The organism is Actinospineispora acaciae DSM 45401, from assembly GCF_000620785.1.
In the GTDB taxonomy this organism is placed as follows: domain Bacteria; phylum Actinomycetota; class Actinomycetes; order Mycobacteriales; family Pseudonocardiaceae; genus Pseudonocardia; species Pseudonocardia acaciae.
On record NZ_JIAI01000017.1, the window covers coordinates 81,795 to 97,781 of the forward strand.

At 73.6% G+C, this 15,987-nt stretch carries 14 protein-coding genes; 9 read left to right on the forward strand and 5 right to left on the reverse strand.

From position 1 onward, the window contains the following. Positions 1-51 precede the first annotated feature (51 nt). Complete coding sequence (locus tag N912_RS0142150) at positions 52-816, reverse strand: hypothetical protein (protein ID WP_028927177.1); 765 nt, start codon at positions 814-816, stop codon at positions 52-54. 218 nt (positions 817-1,034) lie between these two features. Between N912_RS0142150 and acs the strand changes: the two genes are divergently transcribed. The 5 genes from acs to N912_RS0142175 all read left to right on the forward strand — a co-directional run bounded on the left by acs (position 1,035) and on the right by N912_RS0142175 (position 5,591). After that, the gene (acs, locus tag N912_RS0142155) at positions 1,035-2,999 is read left to right on the forward strand and encodes an acetate--CoA ligase (protein ID WP_425415381.1); all 1,965 of its coding nucleotides are present in this window, start codon (positions 1,035-1,037) and stop codon (positions 2,997-2,999) included. 44 nt (positions 3,000-3,043) lie between these two features. Beyond that, positions 3,044-3,457, forward strand: coding sequence for an alternative ribosome rescue aminoacyl-tRNA hydrolase ArfB (arfB, locus tag N912_RS0142160; protein WP_028927179.1), 414 nt, complete (start codon positions 3,044-3,046; stop codon positions 3,455-3,457). Between the two features lie 165 nt (positions 3,458-3,622). Next, entirely contained in the window at positions 3,623-4,039 is a 417-nt protein-coding gene (locus tag N912_RS58080; protein WP_028927180.1) for a hypothetical protein, read from the forward strand. Between the two features lie 70 nt (positions 4,040-4,109). After that, positions 4,110-4,883 carry an SDR family NAD(P)-dependent oxidoreductase gene (locus N912_RS0142170; protein ID WP_245645839.1) on the forward strand — a complete coding sequence of 258 codons (774 nt, stop codon included), beginning with the start codon at positions 4,110-4,112 and terminating at the stop codon, positions 4,881-4,883. 54 nt (positions 4,884-4,937) lie between these two features. Continuing rightward, positions 4,938-5,591 carry an alpha/beta hydrolase gene (locus tag N912_RS0142175; RefSeq protein ID WP_028927182.1) on the forward strand — a complete coding sequence of 218 codons (654 nt, stop codon included), beginning with the start codon at positions 4,938-4,940 and terminating at the stop codon, positions 5,589-5,591. Here the strand turns inward: N912_RS0142175 and N912_RS0142180 are convergent. Together N912_RS0142180 and N912_RS0142185 are read right to left on the reverse strand one after the other, a co-directional pair. Then, complete coding sequence (locus N912_RS0142180; protein WP_028927183.1) at positions 5,575-8,382, reverse strand: helix-turn-helix transcriptional regulator; 2,808 nt, start codon at positions 8,380-8,382, stop codon at positions 5,575-5,577. The genes N912_RS0142175 and N912_RS0142180 overlap by 17 nt on opposite strands. 45 nt (positions 8,383-8,427) lie before the next feature. After that, positions 8,428-9,930 carry a class I adenylate-forming enzyme family protein gene (locus tag N912_RS0142185; RefSeq protein ID WP_028927184.1) on the reverse strand — a complete coding sequence of 501 codons (1,503 nt, stop codon included), beginning with the start codon at positions 9,928-9,930 and terminating at the stop codon, positions 8,428-8,430. A 199-nt stretch (positions 9,931-10,129) separates the two neighbouring features. Here N912_RS0142185 and nhaA point away from each other — a divergent pair, with 199 nt between their 5' ends. Both nhaA and N912_RS58085 read left to right on the forward strand, forming a co-directional pair. Next, complete coding sequence (nhaA, locus tag N912_RS0142190; protein ID WP_028927185.1) at positions 10,130-11,341, forward strand: Na+/H+ antiporter NhaA; 1,212 nt, start codon at positions 10,130-10,132, stop codon at positions 11,339-11,341. 42 nt (positions 11,342-11,383) lie between these two features. Continuing rightward, the gene (locus N912_RS58085; protein WP_051581554.1) at positions 11,384-11,872 is read left to right on the forward strand and encodes a CBS domain-containing protein; all 489 of its coding nucleotides are present in this window, start codon (positions 11,384-11,386) and stop codon (positions 11,870-11,872) included. Here N912_RS58085 and N912_RS0142200 read toward each other — a convergent pair. After that, entirely contained in the window at positions 11,854-13,143 is a 1,290-nt protein-coding gene (locus tag N912_RS0142200; protein ID WP_028927186.1) for an ArsB/NhaD family transporter, read from the reverse strand. The two genes, N912_RS58085 and N912_RS0142200, sit on opposite strands and share 19 nt — an antisense overlap. A gap of 187 nt (positions 13,144-13,330) precedes the next feature. Here N912_RS0142200 and N912_RS0142205 point away from each other — a divergent pair, with 187 nt between their 5' ends. Then, positions 13,331-13,801, forward strand: coding sequence for a phage holin family protein (locus N912_RS0142205; protein ID WP_028927187.1), 471 nt, complete (start codon positions 13,331-13,333; stop codon positions 13,799-13,801). 43 nt (positions 13,802-13,844) lie between these two features. Next, complete coding sequence (locus N912_RS0142210) at positions 13,845-14,759, forward strand: alpha/beta fold hydrolase (protein ID WP_245645841.1); 915 nt, start codon at positions 13,845-13,847, stop codon at positions 14,757-14,759. Between the two features lie 24 nt (positions 14,760-14,783). On the opposite strand, the gene N912_RS0142215 is transcribed toward N912_RS0142210, so the two are convergent. Beyond that, positions 14,784-15,986, reverse strand: coding sequence for a MarP family serine protease (locus N912_RS0142215; RefSeq protein ID WP_028927189.1), 1,203 nt, complete (start codon positions 15,984-15,986; stop codon positions 14,784-14,786). Between the last annotated feature and the right edge of the window lies 1 nt (position 15,987).

Consider the following 15,987-nt stretch of genomic DNA (forward strand, 5'->3'; position numbering starts at 1 on the left):
CGGCGCTCCGTTTCGGGGCGCCGCCCGACTCATGTCCAGGGCCGGTGAGAACTAGGACGCCGCCTTGGCGATCGACAGCGCCTCCCGGGCGCCCAGCTCCCACGCGTCGCAGCAGTGCAGCAACCAGCGGGCCAGCCCGTCCGGTGAGCCACCGGCGAACCCGGCCGCCGCCTCCCGGTACTCCGACGAACGCCGCAGGTGCCCCACCTCCGGCACGGCCAGCCCCTTGGGGTCCAGCCCGGTGCTCAGCGCGGTGAGGCGGGCGGCGGCGCGCGCGACCACGCCGTTCCCGGCGTCGAACGGGGCCACCGCGAGCAGCTCCCCGTGCACCACGGCGACGAGCACGGGCGCCGGCGATCCGCCGGTCGTCACGATCCGCGCCAGCAGCTCCAGCCGCTCGGCCACCCCCGCGCCGGAGCGGGGACGGCCGAGCACGGACTCGCGGTCCGGTTCGGGCACCAGGTCGGCCGCCGCGAGCACGTGCAGCCGGGCCAGCGCCTGCAGCGGCGCCCGCCGCCACACCGGCAGCAGCCGGCCAAGGTCCTCGGCCACCCGCAGCGCGCCGGCCAGGATCGGATCGGACACCACGCCGTCCTCGGGCAGCGCCGTCACCGCGGCCGTCCCCGCGCCGTCCAGCGCCGCCGACGCCCTGGCCGCGCGGACGCTGGCCTCGGCCGCGGTGCTCGCCCAGCCGTGCCGGTTCGTCGGGTGCGCGTGCACGGTGGCCACCGTGTCCCGAACCCGCGCCACCGCATCGGCCACCCCGGGCAGCTCGACCAGCGGCGCCAACGGGTCGCCGGTATTGGGAGAACTCACGGCGGGCCATCCTGCCAGCCCGGACTCGGTTTCGACGGCATCGGCTGCAACCGCTACGGTCGGCGATTACCTTGCTTACAGGGTCCATGCCTGGCGCGCACCGCCAGCGATTCGTCGCGCCCCGGGCATGGGAACCACAAGTTAGGACCACCGGAATCAGCCCGGCGGCCCGTCCGACGAAGATCATATTCGGGAGGTCGGAGTTGACCGACTCCAACGTGACACTGAGCAACCTTTCTACCGAGAACCGCAGCTTCGCCCCCAGCCCGGAGTTTGCCGCGCAGGCGAACGCGACCGAGGCGTTGTATGCCCGAGCGGACGCCGACCGGGAGGCGTTCTGGGCCGAGCAGGCGGACAAGCTGCATTGGGACAAGCGCTGGGACCGGGTGCTGGACTGGGACAACGCGCCGTTCGCCCGCTGGTTCGTTGGCGGCAAGCTGAACGTGGCCTACAACTGCGTGGACCGGCACGTGGAGGCCGGCCACGGCGACCAGGTGGCCTTCCACTGGGAGGGCGAGCCGGGCGACGGCCGCACGATCACCTACGCCGACCTCAAGCGTGAGGTGTCCAAGGCGGCGAACGCGCTGACCCAGCTGGGGCTCAAGGCCGGCGACCGGGTGGCCATCCAGCTGCCGATGATCCCGGAGGCCGCCATCTCGATGCTGGCCTGCGCCCGGCTGGGCATCGCGCACAGCGTGGTGTTCGGCGGGTTCTCCCCGGCGGCGCTGCGCTCGCGGGTGCAGGACGCCGAGGCCAAGGTCGTGATCACCTCCGACGGGCAGTTCCGGCGGGGCAAGCCGGCGCCGATGAAGGAGAACGTCGACCAGGCGCTGACCGACACCCCCACGGTCGAGCACGTGATCGTGGTGCGGCGCACCGAGACCGAGGTGCCCTGGACCGAGGGCCGCGACCTGTGGTGGCACGAGCTGGTGGACGCCCAGTCCGATCAGCACACCCCGGAGGCGTTCGACGCCGAGCACCCGCTCTACATCCTCTACACCTCCGGCACCACCGGGAAGCCGAAGGGCGTGGTGCACACCTCGGGCGGGTACCTGACCCAGGCCGCGTACACCCACCGGGACGTGTTCGACCTCAAGCCCGACCGCGACGTCTACTGGTGCACCGCCGACATCGGCTGGGTCACCGGCCACTCGTACATCGTGTACGGGCCGCTGGCGAACCGGGCCACCTCGGTGATGTACGAGGGCACGCCGAACACCCCGCACGAGGGCCGGCACTGGGAGATCGTGCAGAAGTACAAGGTGTCGATCTACTACACGGCGCCGACGCTGATCCGCACGTTCATGAAGTGGGGCGTGGACATCCCGGCCAAGTTCGACCTGTCCAGCCTGCGGGTGCTGGGCAGCGTGGGCGAGCCGATCAACCCCGAGGCGTGGATGTGGTACCGCGAGCACGTCGGCGGCAACCGCTGCCCGATCGTGGACACCTGGTGGCAGACCGAGACCGGGGCGATCATGATCTCGCCGCTGCCCGGGGTGACCGAGACCAAGCCCGGGTCGGCGATGCGCCCGCTGCCGGGCATCTCGGCGAAGATCGTCAACGATGAGGGTGTGCCGGTGGGCAACGGGCAGGGCGGCTACCTCGTCCTGGACCAGCCGTGGCCGTCGATGCTGCGCACCATCTGGGGCGACGACGAGCGCTACCGGGAGACCTACTGGGCGCGGTTCGCCGAGCAGGGCTTCTACTTCGCCGGGGACGGCGCGAAGTACGACGAGGACGGCGCGATCTGGCTGCTCGGCCGGGTGGACGACGTGATGAACGTGTCCGGGCACCGCATCTCCACCACCGAGGTCGAGTCCGCGCTGGTCTCGCACCCCACGGTGGCCGAGGCGGCGGTGGTCGGGGCGTCGGACGCCACCACCGGGCAGGGCATCGTGGCGTTCGTGATCCTGCGCGGGAACGTGGCGAAGGACGAGGCCACCGGCGCCGGCGCGATCAAGGCGCTGCGTGACCACGTCTCGACCGAGATCGGGCCGATCGCCAAGCCACGCCAGATCATGGTCGTCGAGGAGCTGCCCAAGACCCGCTCCGGGAAGATCATGCGCCGGCTGCTGCGCGACGTGGCCGAGAACCGCGAGATCGGCGACGTCACCACGCTGGCCGACGGCTCGGTGATGGACCTGATCTCCGCGGGCCTGCGCGAAGGCAAGGGCGAGGAGTAATCAGCACCGGACCGGATGCCGGGGCCGGGCAGGGCGGTGTCGCCGTGCCCGGCCCCGAACCGTTCGTCATTCCCGACCGGGAGCTGCGCTGGCGCTTCTCCCGCTCGTCCGGCCCCGGCGGCCAGGGCGTGAACACCACCGACTCGCGGGTCGAGCTGTCCGTGGACCTGGCCCGCTCGCCGTCCATCCCCGACACGCCGAGGGAACGCATCCTGCGCCGGCTGGCCACCCGCCTGGTCGACGGCGTGCTCACCGTGGTCGCCGCCGAACACCGCTCCCAACTGCGTAACCGCGACGCCGCCCGCGACCGCCTCGCCGCCCTGCTCACCGCCGCCGCCCGCCCGGACCCGCCCACCCGCCGCCCCACCCGCCCGTCCAAGCGCGTGCACCGCCGCCGCCTCGACGAGAAGTCCCGCCGAGGCGAACTCAAACGCCTCCGCCGCCGCCCCGAGGACTGAACCACCTGGTCAGAGGCCGTGAGTGGTTAGCGTTGCCATAGCAACGCTAACCACTCACGGGTTCTGAGCTGGGCGTTTGCGGTTGTCTAATACGCGAGCAGTAACCGACGGATCGCCCGTTCGGTTGATCCGGGTGAGGTCCGCCCACCCGAATCGAGGTCGTTGGTGTTCTCCAGGTTGTTGATCGGCATTGCCGTCGTGCTGGCCCCGCTCGTTGCCGCGCCCTCGGTGGCGCACGCCGCGCAGGCGCCCGGCAAGCTGGCCTCCGGTGCCACGTTGTGGGCGAACCAGTCGGTCCGCTCGCCCGGCGGCAGGTACTTCCTGACCCAGCAGGCGGACGGGAACCTGGTGTTCTACCGCGCGCCGCGCACGCCGGTCTGGAGCACGAAGACCGGCGGAAACGGTGTGCGCACGGTGATGCGGAAGGACGGGAACCTGGTGGTCTCCACGGCCGCCGACAGGACGCTGTTCGAGACCCACTCCTCGGGCGCCCCGGGCGCCTGGCTGTCGGTGTCGGACGACGGCGACCTCAAGCTCTACACGCCCGACCGGCGGGTGCTGTGGCAGCCGGTCACCGGGTGAGGTGCAACCTCGGCGGGCGCGGCGGTGTTCGGGGGGCATGGATTTGCAACTTGATGGACGAGTAGCGGTCGTGACCGGTGCGTCGAAAGGGATCGGGCTGGCCGTCACCGCCGCCCTGCTCGCCGAGGGCGCCCGGGTGGTCGCGGCGTCGCGCAAGCAGAGCCCGGAGCTCGAGCGCCTGGCCGGGAACAACCTGCTGCACGTCCCGGTCGACCTGATGGACCCGGACGCGCCCGGCGAGGTCGTCGCGGCGGCGGTGCGGGCCTTCGGCGGGCTGGACATCCTGGTCAACAACGCCGGCGGGCCGCCGCCGGGGGAGACGCTGCCCCGGTTCTCGTTCCTGGATGCGGACGACACGGCGTGGCGGGAGATGTTCGAGTTCAACCTGTTCTCGGCGGTGCGGGCGGTGCGCGCGGCCGTCCCGGTCATGCTCGAACGCGGCGGCGGGTCGATCGTCAACGTCTCGTCGGTGCACGCCCGGCAGGGCACGGCGATCAATGTGGACTACGGCGCGGCGAAGGCGGCGATGAACAGCTTCGGCAAGTCGCTGTCCGAGGAGTTCGGCCCCCAGGGCATCCGGGTGAACACCGTCTCGCCCGGCCCGGTGCGCACCGCGTGGTGGACCGACGAGGGCGGCGCCGCCGACGTGCTGGCCGCGAAGGTCGGCGCCGACCGGGATGCGGTGATGGACACCGTCGCCCCGGAGATGATGAACCTGGTCACCGGGCGGCTGGCCGACCCCCGGGAGATCGCCGACGTGGTCGTGCTGCTGGCCTCGCCGCGATCGGCCAGCACCACCGGCTCCGACTTCGTGGTCGACTCCGGCTGGCTCAAGGCGGTCTGATCCGGGAGGCCTTGAGGACAGGATCCGTCCTCAAGGCCTCCTAGCCTGGGCGTCATGACGAACTTCGTACTCGTTCCCGGCGCCTGCCACGGCGGATGGTGGTACCAACCGGTGGTCGACGCGCTCCGGTCCCTGGGCCACACGGCGCGCGCGCTCACCCTGGCCGGGCTCGACGGTCAACGGCCGGCCGGGCAGGTCAACCTGGACACCCACATCGAGGAGGTCACCGCCGAGGTCGGCGACGACGTCGTGCTGGTCGGCCACAGCTACGGCGGCAGCGTGATCACCGGGGTGGCCGACCGGGTGCCCGAGCGGGTGCGCGCGCTGGTCTACCTGGACGCGTTCGTGCCCGAGGACGGCGACTCCTGCTACGCCATGATCGACGACGAGCTGCGTCGCTGGTACATCGAGGGCTCCGGACGGACCGGGTACGGGCTCGAGCCGATGCCGTTCTTCGACCCGCGCGCGGTGCCGCACCCGACCGCCAGCCTGTTCCAGCGCATCCGGCTCACCGGCGCCTGGCGGAAGGTGCCGGTCAAGCACTACGCCGCCGCGACCTGGCCGGGCCGCTCGCCGCTGGCGGACACCATCGAGCGGGTACGCGCCGACCCGAGCTTCGTGGTCCACGACTGGCCGACCCCGCACAACGTGCTGCACGACGGCCCCGGCCGGGTGCTCGACCTGCTCGACCTCACCGCCGGGCGGTAGCCGCCAGGGCCGCCGCCAGCTCGGTCCGGGAGGCGATGGAGAGCTTGCGGTAGGCGTTGCCGAGGTGCTTCTCGACGGCCTTGCGGGTGACGAACATGCACTGGGCGATCTCGGTGTTGGTCATGCCGTCGGCGGCCAGCTGCGCGATGCGGTGCTCGGAGGCGGTGAGGGCCTCGACGCCGGTGACGGCGCGGCGGCGCGGGCGCGCCCCGGTGGCGCGCAGCTCGTCGGCGACGGCGTCGGCCAGGAACGGCGTGCCGCACTCCCCGGCGAGGCCGAGCGCCTGGCGCAGCGGCTCCCGGGCGTCGCGGGGGTGGCGGTTGTGCCGCAGCAGCATGCCGAGCTCGTGCAGCGCGTGGGTGTGTTCGAGGCGGCCCTCGGACGGTTCGAGCACCGCGACCGCCTCGCGCAGCAGGTCGATGCCGTCGTCCCCGCCGAGGACCGCGCCGTGGGCCCGCAGCGACTGCCCGAGCCAGGGAGCGGCGCCGAACGCGCGGGCGTCGCGGACCTGCTCGGCGGCCAGCTCCTCGGCCTCGTCGCGGCGGCCGAGCACGGCAAGGCACCGGGCGGCGCCGGCCCGCCAGCCGAACAGCGCGCTGCTGCGGCTGTGCAGCTCCTCCAGCCGGCGCCCGCAAGCCAGCAGGTCGGCCAGCGCCGCCTCGGGGCGGCCCAGCGCCAGGTTCAGCCAGCCTCGGGCCTCCACCTCCGGCAGGTCGAGCACGTTCGCGTCCGGCGCGTCGGGGCCGTGGCCGCGCGCGGCGAGGGCCTCCGCGGCGCGCATCGGGCCGTACCGCTCGGCCAGCACGCCGATAAGGACGGCGGTCTTGCGGGAGCGGCCCAGCACCCAGCCGTACTCGTCGTCGGCGCTCACCGACGCCTCGGTGTCGGCTTCCGCCTCGCTGAGCCGGCCCCGCTGGAGCTGGACGATGGCGCGCAGGGTCGAGTGGATCTCGAACGACGCCATCGAGCCGCCGCGCACTGCCTGCCCGAGCGCCTCGTCGACGGCCTCGAACGCGGACTCCATGCGCCCGGCGCGCTGCAGGCACCAGGCCGCGAACGGGTGCGCGAACGCCTCCGGGTTCTCGGCGAGCAGCACGCCGCCGCGCAGCGCGCCCTCGGCAAGCTCGATGACCCGGGTGGCGGGCGCGCGGTCCATGAGCGCCTGGAACGCCGCGATCGCCAGCCAGGTGCACTCGGGCCAGGTCCTGCCGGTCGGCATCTCGCGCCGGGGCCGCTGTGCGGGCGGCGCGGGACGGTTGCCCCAGAACCCGTACTCGGCGATCGTGCGCAGCGCCTCCAGCGCTGGCGGCTGGTCGCCCTGGCGAGCCCAGAGGGCCTCCCATGCCGTGTCCGGAAGGTCCTCGCCCCGGTATCCGGCGGACTCGACCAGCGCGAACACGGCCTGCGCGCGCTGTACCGGGCTCGACGCGGTCCGCGCCGCGACGTCCAGCCACCGGGTCGTGTCCGGGTGGCGGGAACGCAGCCCGGCCGCTCCCAGGTCGAGCAGGATGTCCACCCGCTGGCCGTCCGGCGGGTTCTCGGCCATCGCCCGCTCCAGGTAGCCGATGGCCGCCCGGGGCGCCCCTCGGGCCAGCGCGACCCCGGCCCCGGCGCGCAGCACCTCGACCATCCACGGCTCGGCCCGCGAGCGCACCGCCACCACGTGCTGGGCGACGGCCTCCGGGCCCGCGTGCCGGCCGGCCAGCAGCACGGCCGCGCGCCGGTGCAGCTCGGAGCGGGCACCGGGCGCCAGCTCGTTGATCACGGTGGCCCGCATCAGCGGATGGGTGAAACCGGGCGAGCCGTCCGGGCGCAACACCTCGGTGGCGACCAGCGCATCCGTGGCGGCCGCCGCCGGCCCCGGGTCCAGCCCGGCCAGCTCACCGGCGTCGCGCAGCTGGCAGGTCTCGCCCAGGATCGCCGCCGCCCTGGCCAGCGCCACCGCGTCGGGGCCGAGCCGGTGCAGCCGGGGCAGCACGATCCGGCCGATCCGGTCACCGCCGGCGGCCTCGACGCGGTCGGCGTTGCGTTCGGTGGGCTCGACCCCGGCCGCGAGCAGGCTGCGCACCAGGGTGCGCACCAGCAGCGGGTTGCCCGCGGTGGCGCGGTGCACCGAGGCGGAGAAGGCCTGCTCGGCGTCGCCGGCGAGCTCCTCGACGACGGTGGCGGTGCCCTGCGCGGTCAGCTCACGGGGCTCGAGGACCACCAGGTCGTGCAACGAGCCCAGCGCGGCGGCCAGCCGGCTGGCCGGGTCCAGCTCGCGCGGGCGCACAGTGAGGGCGAGCAGGATGCGTTCCCCCTCGATCCGGGGGATCAGGTAGGCCAGCCAGTCCTGGGAGGCCTCGTCGGCCCACTGCGCGTCGTCGACGGCCAGCACCAGCGGGCGGGCCTCGGCGAGATTGGCGGCCAGCCAGTAGAGCCCGTGCGTGACCGAGAACGTGGACGCGGACACCTCGCCGCGCCCGATGCCGAACACGGCGGCGGCCAGCCCGGCGGCGCCGGCGAACAGCCGCTCGCGCGCCCCCGCCCGCGACACCGGACGCTCGAACAGCTCCCGGACCACCCCGAGCGGGAACTGGCGCTCCTGCTCGCCGCCGCGCGCCCGCAGCACCAGCGCGTCCGTGCCGGCCCGCGCGCACACCGCGTCCAGCAGCCGCGTCTTACCGATCCCCGGCGAGCCCTGGATCAGCGCGACGCGTCCGCTGCCGGCGAGCGCATCGGCGAGGGCGGCACCCAACAGGGCCTGCTCGGCGTCGCGCTCGAGCAGCGGCGACACCAAGCCGACGCCCATACCTGAGAATGCTAGCCAGCGCGGGCGGCACGGTCACGGGGACCGTCACGCCCGGGCGGCCACGCCCGACCAGTGCGGTTCCCGCAGCTCGCGCTTGAGCGGTTTCCCCGCGCCCGACCTGGGCAGCGGCTCGCGGCGCCGCTCGACGGTCCTGGGCACCTCGTGGCCGGCGAGCAGGGACCGGCAGTGGGCGATCAGCTCCTCCTCGCTCACCTCGGCCCGGAGCACGACCACGGCGTGCACGGCCTCTCCCCAGCGCTCGTCGGGAACGGCGACCACGGCGGCCTCGAGCACCGCCGGATGGCGGTAGAGGGCGTCCTCGACGTCGGTGCTGTAGACGTTCTCGCCGCCGCTCACGATCATGTCCCGGGCCCGGTCGACCAGGTAGACGAACCCCTCCTCGTCCTGGTAGCCAAGGTCGCCGGTGCGGTACCAGCCGTCGACCAGCGCGATGGCGGTCTCCGCCGGCCTGTTCCAGTACCCGGCCATCACGTTGGGGCCGCGCACGGTGAGCTCGCCGACCTCGCCCGGCGAGCAGCGCACGCCGTCGACATCGAAGACGACGACGTCCACCCCGAGGGCCGGCTGCCCGCACGACCGCTCCCTGGCGGTGCCGAGCCGTCGCTCCTCGCGGGGCAGCAGGGTGGCGATCGGGGCCGTCTCCGTCGCCCCGTAGAAGTGCAGCAGCTCGGCCGAGGGGAAGGCGGCGTGCGCCCGGTGCAGGGTCTGGGTCGCGCAGGGGGAGCCGCCGTGGCCGAGCAGGCGCAGCGAGGACACGTCGCGCGGGCGGGCGAGCTGCTCCTCGCTCATCGCGGCCAGCATGCTCGGCACCACCATGGTCGCCGTCACGCGGTGGCGTTCGATGAGGTCGAGCGCGCGGGCCGGGTCGAACTCCGGGAGCACGACGTGGGCGCCCGCGCTCCACACGGTGGTCAGCACGGCCAGCGATCCGACGACGTGGAACAGCGGGGCGGTGACGAGCCAGGTGGTCTCCGGCGTGAACGGCCAGGACATCGCGAGGTGCGAGGCGTTGGCGAGCAGGTTGCGGTGGGTGAGCATCACGCCCTTCGCCGAGCCGGTGGTGCCGCCGGTGTAGAACAGGCCCGCCACCCGGTCCTCCGGGCCGTCCTCGGGCAGGTCGGCCGGGACCGCCGAGGCCAGCAGCCGCTCGTACCCGTCACCCAGGTCGAACACGTGCTCCACGGTGTGGCCGGGGCCGATGTCGCCGATACCGGTGAACAGGGCCTTGGCGCCGGAGTCGGCGAGCGCGTGGCGCAGCTCGGACGGCGGGAGCTCGGGGTTGAGCGGCACGACAGTCATGCCCGCGCCCGGCAGCGCCTGGTAGATCTCCAGGTAGCGGTGGCAGTTCGGGCCGACCACGGCGACCCGGTCGCCCTCGTCGACCCCGATGTACTGCAGGGCGTCGACCAGCCGGCGGCACCGGTCCCAGGTCTGGGCGTAGGTCAGCTCCAGCTCGCCACAGGTCACCGCGGTGCGGGCCGAGCCGACCTGGGTGGCCCGCCGCAGCGGGGTGAGTAGGTTCGCCATCCGGGCACCCCTCCGCTCGTCCGATCCACCGGCGCGTCCATGGTGTCGAGCCGGGGCGGCCCGGGCAGTGGGGTGGCACCCCCCAAAATCATCCGAGATCGACGCCACCCGGCCGCGCCGGGCGGATGGCTACACTGGGTAGCGGTGTGCCGGGAAGGCTGGTCGGCGAACGTGTCCGCCGACCCCTCTGGAGCCGCCCGTGCGCCGCCGTCACGTCACCGCGCCCGCCGCCGAGTTCGCCCGCTTCCTGCGTACCGAGACCGTGGGCGGGATGGTGCTGCTCGCGGCGGCGGCCGCCGCGCTGGTCTGGGCGAACTCGCCGGCCGGGGACGTCTATCGGTGGCTGCGCGGGCTCACCGTGGGCCCGGCCGCGCTGCACCTGGACCTGAGCCTGGGCCAGTGGGCCACCGACGGGCTGCTCGCGGTGTTCTTCTTCGTGGCGGGGTTGGAGCTCAAGCGCGAGCTCACGGTCGGTGAGCTGGCCGGGGTGCGCCGGGCGGTGCTGCCGGTGGCCGCGGCGGTCGGGGGGATGGTGGTGCCGGCGGGGCTCGCGCTGGCGGTCGGTAGGGGCGCGCCGGGCATGGACCAGGCCTGGGCGATCCCGGTGGCCACCGACATCGCGTTCGCGTTGGGCGTGCTGGCGCTGGCCGGGGCGGCGCTGCCGGCCACCGCGCGGGTGTTCCTGCTCGGGCTGGCCGTGGTGGACGACCTGGGCGCGATCGCGCTGATCGCCGTGCTGTTCACCGACCACGTGGCGCTGGTCGCGCTGGGCGCCGCCGTGGTGCTGTGCGTGGCGTACTGGTGGCTGCAGCGCCGGCGGGTGACGTCGCCGCTGCTGTACGTGCCGATCGCGGTGGCCACCTGGCTCGCGGTGCACGAGGCGGGCATCCACGCCACGGTGGCCGGGGTGGCGCTGGGGCTGCTGACCCGCTCGCGGCCCGACCCCGGCGAGGACGAGACGCCGGTGTGCCGGCTGGAGCACCGGCTGCAGCCGTGGTCGGCGGGGCTGTGCGTGCCGCTGTTCGCGCTGTTCGCCGCCGGGGTGCCGATGGGCGGCGAGGCGCTGCGCGGGGTGTTCACCGACCCGGTCGCGCTGGCCGTCGTGGTCGGGCTGCTGGCCGGCAAGCTGGTCGGGATCTTCGGCGCGTCGTTCCTGGTGGTGACGCTGACGCCGGCGGTGCGCCCGGACGGGCTGGGCTGGCGGGACATGCTGGCGGTGTCCATGCTCGGCGGCGTCGGGTTCACCGTCAGCCTGCTGCTCGCCGAGCTGTCGCTGCCGGACGGGCCGGGGGTGGACACGGCCAAGGCGGCGGTGCTGCTCGCGTCGGCCGCCGCGTCGCTGCTGGCCGCCGCGCTGCTGGCGGTGCGCGGCCGGGCGCACCGGGCAGACACGCCGTCAGGGCCGCGTTAGGACGCCGGCCTCGCGGCCCTGACGAGGCCTACAGTTGACCGCGTGAAGGCGCGTGACCTGGCTCAACAGCTTCCCACGATCAGCATGGACGACAGCGCGTACGAGGCCGCCCAGCTGATCGCCGGCGAGCGCCTGCCGGCGCTCGCGGTGTTCGCCGCCGACGGCAGGCCGGTGACGGTGCTGCCCGCCTCGGACGTGCTGCGCGCGGTGATCCCCGGGCCGATCCTGGAGGACCCGTCGCTGGCCGGCGTGATCGACGAGCAGGGCGCCGAGGCGTGCGCCGACGAGCTGGGCCGCAAGCGGGTCCGCGACCTGATCCGCCCGGAGCGCCACCGCGTCGAGCTGGCGGTGGTGGACGGCGACGACACGGTGGTGGAGTGCGCGGCCACCATGGCCCGGCTGCGCAGCCCGCTGCTGGTGGTCACCGACCCGGCCGACCGGCACCGGGTGCTCGGCCTGCTCACCGCATCCCGGCTGCTCGCCGCCCTGCTCGAACGCCTGCCGGCGCCGACTCAGCCCACTACGAAGTAGCGCAGCCACACGTACACCGCGGACACCAGCAGGGTCGCGCCGGTGACCACCAGCCCGTACCGGGTGAACCGCCAGAACCCGATCTGGATGCCGCTGCGCGCGGCCACCCCGGCCATCACGATGTTCGCGCTGGCCCCGATCAGGGTGGCGTTGCCGCCCAGGTCCGCGCCCAGCAGCAGCGCCCACCACAGCACCCTGGGCTCGCCGCCCGCGTCCAGCAGCCCGGCCACCACCGGGCTCACGCTGGCCACGTACGGGATGTTGTCCACCACCCCGGAGAGCACCCCGGACCCGCCCAGCAGCACCATGGTGAAGCCCAGCAGGTTGGACCCGGCGAACCCGGTGATCGCGGCGGCCAGCGCGTCCAGCACCCCGGCCCGCACCAGCCCGCCGACCATCACGAACAGCCCGGCGAAGAACGCCAGCGTCTCCCACTCCACGTCCTGCAGCGCGGTCCGGGTGCCCACCCTGGCCACCGCGACCAGCAGCCCGGCGCCGAGCAGCGCCACCACCGAGGGCTCGTAGTGCAGCACCGGGTGCAGCACGAACACGGCCAGCACCACGGCGAGCACGCTCAGCGAGATGACCAGCAGCCGCCGGTCCCTGATCGCCTCCCGCTCGCGCAGCGCCATGATCTCCTTGATCGCGTCCGGGTCGGTCCGGAACGCGCTCGCGAACAGCCACCGGCACAGCCCGATCAGCACCGCGAGCAGCACCAGCGAGATCGGCGCCAGGTGCACCAGGAAGTCGTTGAAGGTCAGCCCGCCCCGGCTGGCCACGATGATGTTCGGCGGGTCGCCGACCAGGGTGGCGGTGCCGCCGATGTTGGACGCCAGCACCTCGGCGATCAGGTACGGCGCCGCCGGCAGCCGCAGCCGCTGGCAGATCAGGATCGTCACCGGGCCGACCAGCAGCACGGTCGTCACGTTGTCCAGCAGCGCCGAGGCGACCGCCGTGATCAGCACCAGCAGCACCATCAGCGGGAACGCCCGGCCCTTCGAGCGTTTCGCCGCCCAGATCGCCAGGTACTCGAACACCCCGCTCTCCCGGAGCACCCCGACGATGACCATCATGCCGAGCAGCAGGAACACCACGTTCCAGTCCACGCCGGTGTGCTCGGAGAAGAACGCCGCCTTCGCGTCGCTGATGCCCAGCGCGAGGACCAGCGCGCCACCGGTCAGGGCGGCGGCCATCCGCGACACCGGCCGTTCCAGCGCGATCACCAGGTAGGCGGCCAGGAAGATCGTGCACGCGGCGACGGCGGAAAACACGGGTGTCGGCCTTTCGGTCGGCGGTCTCTGGCGTGCACGAGCCGCGCAGGCTCGTTCCTCGCGCCGACCAGACTTCCCGGCTCACCCTGGCCGTGAAGCCTACCTGCTCGTCAGGTGGGGTATGACGACGTGGCACGATAGCGCCCACGATCTTTGGTGACCGTAGGACAGGCAGGAGGACATCGAGGTGGCCAGCCCGAACCACGGGACCGACGTCCCGCCTGTCCTCCCGTCGATCCCGCTGTCCGAGGAGTCCGCCCGCAACGGCGACGCGTCCATCGGCGGCCTCGTCGGCGAGGCCACCCGGCACCTGGAGACGATGATCAAGGGCCAGCTGGAGCTGGCCAAGGCCGAGCTGAAGACCGAGGCCAAGAAGGGCCTGCAGGGCAGCATCTTCTTCGTGATCGCGCTGGCCATCCTCGGGTTCAGCCTGTTCTTCCCTTTCATCGCGCTGGCCGAGGGGCTCACCGAGTGGCTGCAGCGCTGGGCGGCGTACCTGGTGGTGTTCGGCATCATGCTGATCGCCGCCGGGCTGGCCGCGTTCATCGGCTTCCTGCGGGTGAAGCGGATCCGGGCGCCCTCGCGCACCATCAGCAGCGTCCGGGAGACCACGGAGGTGCTGTCCAGGCGCGGCCGGGGCGACGCGCTGGAGCGCTGACGTCCTGAGCTCGTGGACCGGGCCCGACCCGTCCACGGTGTGCGTGTCCGGCCCGTGGCGGCATCGCGGGGTGTCCGCGAACGGCATCCGGCTGCACGTGGCCGAGTGCGGGGACGGGCCGCTGGTGGTGCTCGCGCACGGGTTTCCGGAGTTCTGGTGGTGCTGGCGGCAACAGCTCGTCGGACTGGCCGAGGCGGGGTTCCGGACTGTTGCGGTGGATCTTCGGGGTTATGGGGACTCGGACAAGCCGCCGCGCGGGTACGACCTGTGGACCCTCTCCGGTGACCTGGGTGGGTTGATCCGGGCGTTGGGGGCGCGGGAGGCCGCCGTGGTGGGGCACGGGTGGGGTGGGCTGGTCGGTTGGACGCTGGCGGCGCTGCATCCCCGGCTGGTGCGGTCGTTGGCGGTATTGGGCGCGCCGCATCCGCTGGCGCTGCGCCGGGCGGTGTGGACGGATCCGCGCGGTCAGGGAGCGGCGGTGGCGCGGTTCGCGGCGGGGTTCCAGGTGCCGATGTGGCCGGAGCGGTCGCTGCGGGCGGACGGTGCGGCGCGGGTGGAGCGGCTGGTGCGGTCGCTGGCCGGGTCGTCGTGGGTGGCGTCGCCGGAGTTTGCCGAGGTCGCCGCCCGTACTCGCCGGGCGATGCTGATCCCGGGGGTGGCGCACTGCTCGCTGGAGTACTTCCGGTGGGCGGTTCGCTCGCAGGCCAGGCCGGACGGGCGGCGGTTCGCCTCGGCGGTGTCGCGGCCGGTGCGGGCGCCGGTGCTGGCGGTGCGCGGCGTGGACGATCCGTTGGTGTCGGAGCGGGCGGTGCGGGGGTCGGCGCGGTGGGTGGCTGGTGAGTACCGGTACGTGCCGCTGGCCGGGTGCGGGCACTTCCCGCACCAGGAGGCGCCGGGCGCGACTACCGCCCTGCTCGTCGAGTTCCTTCGCTCTGACGAAATCCGCGACTCACCCTGACAAAATCCCCGACTCGCGGGCGGTTTACGAGGCGCACGAGCCGGTGGATACGGACTCGGACAGGCCGGGGGCGGCGCGGAGCATGGGGGCGATCTGTTGGGCCGTGAGGACGTAGCCGGTTTCGTTGTCGTCCAGGGCGGCGCCGAAGACCATTCCATAGACGGAGCCGTCGGGGGCCAGGAGGGGGCCGCCGGAGTTTCCGTTGCGGACCACGGCGCGGACCGTGTAGACGTCGCGGACGACGGTTTTGGCGCTGTAGATGTCGGGGCCGCGCAGGTCGATCTGGTCGCGGATGCGGGCTGGGGTGATCTTGAACGGGCCGTCGAGGGGGTAGCCGAGGATGATGGCGTCGTCGGCCACGGACGCGGTGCGCGGGGCCATCCGCAGCGGGTCCAGGTCCAGGCCGGGCACGGCGAGCACCGCGACGTCGGCCTCCGGGTCGTAGGAGACCACCCTGGCCGGGCGGGTGCGGCTCTTGCCGTTGCGGCCGACCTCCACGGCGACCTCGGCGGTGCCGGCGACCACGTGCGCGTTGGTCATCACCCGCTCGGGGGCGATCACGAAGCCGGTGCCCTCCAGCGCGCGTGAGCAGCGGGTGGCCTTGCCGCGGATCTTGAGCACGCTGCCGCCGGCCGCGCGCGCCGCCGGGCTGTTGGCCAGCGCCACGTTCGGCGGGCCGACCTCGGTGATCGGGGTCTGCGCGAACGGGCTCAGGACGTCCGGGAAGCCGGACGAGTCGAGCAGGGCGCGCAGCTCGTTGGGCAACTGGCGCGCGGACGGCAGCAGCTCGCCGACGATCGCGTCCACCCCGCCGAGCACCTTCGAACCCCGGATGCCGGCGGCAAGGCCGGGGAAGCTCGCCGAGGCCAGCGGCAGCGCCACCAGCCAGGCGGCCAGGATGACGGTGAGGCCCTGCAGGATCGAGCCCAGCGTGGAGTCGATGCGCAGGCTGTGCACGCCGGTGATCCGGTCCCGGATGCGCCGGCCGAAGAACACCCCGGTGGTCTCGCCGATCGCGACCAGCAGCACCACCACGCCGATGCTGACCATCACCCGGCCGGTGGGGTTCTCCACGTTCTGCGCCAGCAGCGGCGCCAGCCGCACGCCGATGATCGCCCCGCCGAGCACGCCCACGAACGACAGCAGCGCCACCGCCAGCCCGTGCCGCCAGCCGGACACCCCGGCGAGCACCGCGAGCAGCAGCACGAACACGTCGACCCAGCTCATG

Coding starts and splice junctions, on each gene's coding strand:
- N912_RS0142175 (WP_028927182.1), top strand. CDS start 4,938: ATGACGAACTTCGTACTCGTTCCCGGCGCCTGCCACGGCGGATGGTGG.
- N912_RS0142180 (WP_028927183.1), bottom strand. CDS start 8,382: ATGGGCGTCGGCTTGGTGTCGCCGCTGCTCGAGCGCGACGCCGAGCAG.
- N912_RS0142185 (WP_028927184.1), bottom strand. CDS start 9,930: ATGGCGAACCTACTCACCCCGCTGCGGCGGGCCACCCAGGTCGGCTCG.
- N912_RS0142215 (WP_028927189.1), bottom strand. CDS start 15,986: ATGAGCTGGGTCGACGTGTTCGTGCTGCTGCTCGCGGTGCTCGCCGGG.